We start from the raw sequence: 2,238 nt of genomic DNA on the forward strand, positions 1-2,238 counted from the left end.
GCCCGTCCGGCCGCGGTGAGCGCCATCCCGCGCGCGGACCGGGTGAACAGCGGCGCGCCGAGCTCCCGCTCCAGGTCGCGGACCCGTCGCGACAACGGCGACGCGGCGAGGTGCAGCCGGGCCGCCGCCCGGGTCAGGTTCAGCTCGTCGGCGACGGCGAGGAAGTACCGCAGATGGAACAGCTCCACGGAGCATGACCCTAGAGGTCACGTCCGCCTGCACGTATCGGTCCTGGTGGCGGCGCTGACCGGCGCCTTACCGTGACCGGCATGGCCTCCCGTCCCGTGCGCATCGCGAACGTCTCCGGCTACCTCGGCGACCGGTACACCGCCGTCGACGAGGCGATGGCCGGTGACCCGGTCGACGTCCTGATGGGCGATTACCTCGCCGAGATCACCCTCGCCGCGCTCGCCGCCGCGGCCGGGCGCGGCGGCCCCGGCTACGTCGCGTACGCCCTGGACCAGCTCACCCCGCACCTGCCCGAGATCGCCCGGCGCGGGATCCGGGTCGTCACGAACGCGGGCGGGTTCGACCCGGCCGGGATGGCGCAGGAGCTGCGCGGCCGGATCGCGGCGGCCGGGCTGTCGCTGCGGGTCGCGCACGTCGCCGGGGACGGGGTGTTCGACCGGCTCGCCGACTTCCACACCGACGGCCACGGGCTGGAGCACCTCGACACCGGCGCCCCGCTCAAGGACTGGGGCTTCGCCCCGATCGCCGCGAACGCCTACCTCGGCGGCTTCGGGATCGCCGCCGCGCTGGCCGCCGGTGCCGACGTCGTCGTGACCGGGCGGGTCACCGACGCCTCGCTCACCGCCGGCCCGGCCGCCTGGTGGCACGGCTGGGGCCCCGACGAGTTCGACGCGCTGGCCGGCGCGGTCACCGCCGGGCACGTCATCGAGTGCGGCGCGCACGCCACCGGCGGCAACTTCTCCGGGTTCCGGTCGGTGCCCGGCATGCTGCGCCCCGGCTTCCCGATCGCCGAGGTCGCCGCCGACGGCTCCTCGGTGATCACCAAGCACGCCCGCGACGGCGGCACCGTCACCGTGGACACCGTCACCGCGCAGCTGCTCTACGAGATCCAGGGCCCCCGCTACCTGAATCCCGACGTCACCGTGCACCTCGACACCGTGCGGCTGAGCCAGGAGGGCCCGGACCGCGTCGCGATCGGCCCCGTCACCGGGTCCCCGCCGCCGCCCACGGCGAAGGTCGCGGTGTTCGCCCCGATCGGCTACGAGATCTCCACGATGCTGTTCTGCACCGCCCCGGACGTCGAGGGCAAGGTGGAGCTGCTGCGCACCCAGCTGCGTGCCGCGCTGGAGGGGCACGTCGACTCCCTCGAGGTCACCCCGCTCGGCGTCGCCGCGGTCGACCCGCCGACCCAGTGGGCGGCGACCGTCCCGATCCGGGTGATCGCGACCGCCCGCGAGAAGGAACCGCTGCTCCGGTTCGCACCGGCCGTCGGGTCGCTGTACCTGCAGGGCTTCCCCGGCTTCCACCACGACGGGCACGCGCCACGGGCGTCGCAGCCGTGGCCGCGGGTCGAGTACTGGCCCGCGCTGCTGGAGTCCGCGCTGCTCGACCACCACGCCGTCCTCGACGACGGCAGCCGGGTCGAGGTCCCGCGCGCCACCCGGACCGCCACTCCGGAGGAGACCGTGCAGCCGGTGCACCCGGAGCCGGACCTGCCCGCACCGACCGGCCCGCGCGCCGAGCTGGGCGAGTACACGTGGGCCCGGGCGGGGGACAAGGGCGGCAACGCCAACGTGGGCGTCTGGTGCCGCGACCCCGCGCACTGGGAGTGGCTGCGTGCCACCCTGACCACCGGGCGGGCGGCCGCGCTGCTCCCCGAGGCGGGGGGCCGCATCGTCCGCCACGAGTTCCCGCACCTGCGCGCGGTGCACCTGGTGCTCGTCGGGCTGCTCGGCTCGGGCGGCTCGGCCAACCTGCGCGTGGACCAGATCGGCAAGTCCGTGGGCGAGTACCTGCGGGCCCGGCACGTGGAAGGACCCACCGCATGACCACCCCCGCCGCCACGACCGGCGACGCCACCGCCGAGCGCATCCTCGCGAACGTCGCGTCCCCCGCCACCGACGACGCCTTCGACCCCGGTGCGGCCCTCGACGGGCTGCTGGGCTGCGTCGGGATGAGCGGCGCCGACGCCGGCGGGCGGGTCGGCTTCGTCGGCGCCGACCCGGTCGTGCCCAGCGCGCTGCGCCTCGGCGGCGGTGCGGCCGTCGC

Annotated in this window: 2 protein-coding genes and 1 pseudogene; 2 read left to right on the top strand and 1 reads right to left on the bottom strand. The window is 76.0% G+C overall.

Annotated elements, in window-relative coordinates; genetic code table 11:
* The coding region (locus tag GTW08_RS16340; protein WP_161152175.1) for a LysR family transcriptional regulator at positions 1 to 188 on the bottom strand (188 nt) is incomplete at its 3' end.
* A gap of 81 nt (positions 189 to 269) precedes the next feature.
* On the opposite strand from GTW08_RS16340, the gene GTW08_RS16345 reads away from it, so the two are divergent.
* Positions 270 to 2,018 carry an acyclic terpene utilization AtuA family protein gene (locus tag GTW08_RS16345; protein WP_073574892.1) on the top strand — a complete coding sequence of 583 codons (1,749 nt, stop codon included), beginning with the start codon at positions 270 to 272 and terminating at the stop codon, positions 2,016 to 2,018.
* A pseudogene (locus GTW08_RS16350) lies at positions 2,015 to 2,238 on the top strand (hypothetical protein); the annotation flags it as partial. The gene GTW08_RS16345 and the pseudogene GTW08_RS16350, both read left to right, overlap by 4 nt.

The organism is Pseudonocardia sp. SID8383 (assembly GCF_009864975.1).
GTDB classification, from domain to species: domain Bacteria; phylum Actinomycetota; class Actinomycetes; order Mycobacteriales; family Pseudonocardiaceae; genus Pseudonocardia; species Pseudonocardia alni.

Coding starts and splice junctions, on each gene's coding strand:
- GTW08_RS16345 (WP_073574892.1), top strand. CDS start 270: ATGGCCTCCCGTCCCGTGCGCATCGCGAACGTCTCCGGCTACCTCGGC.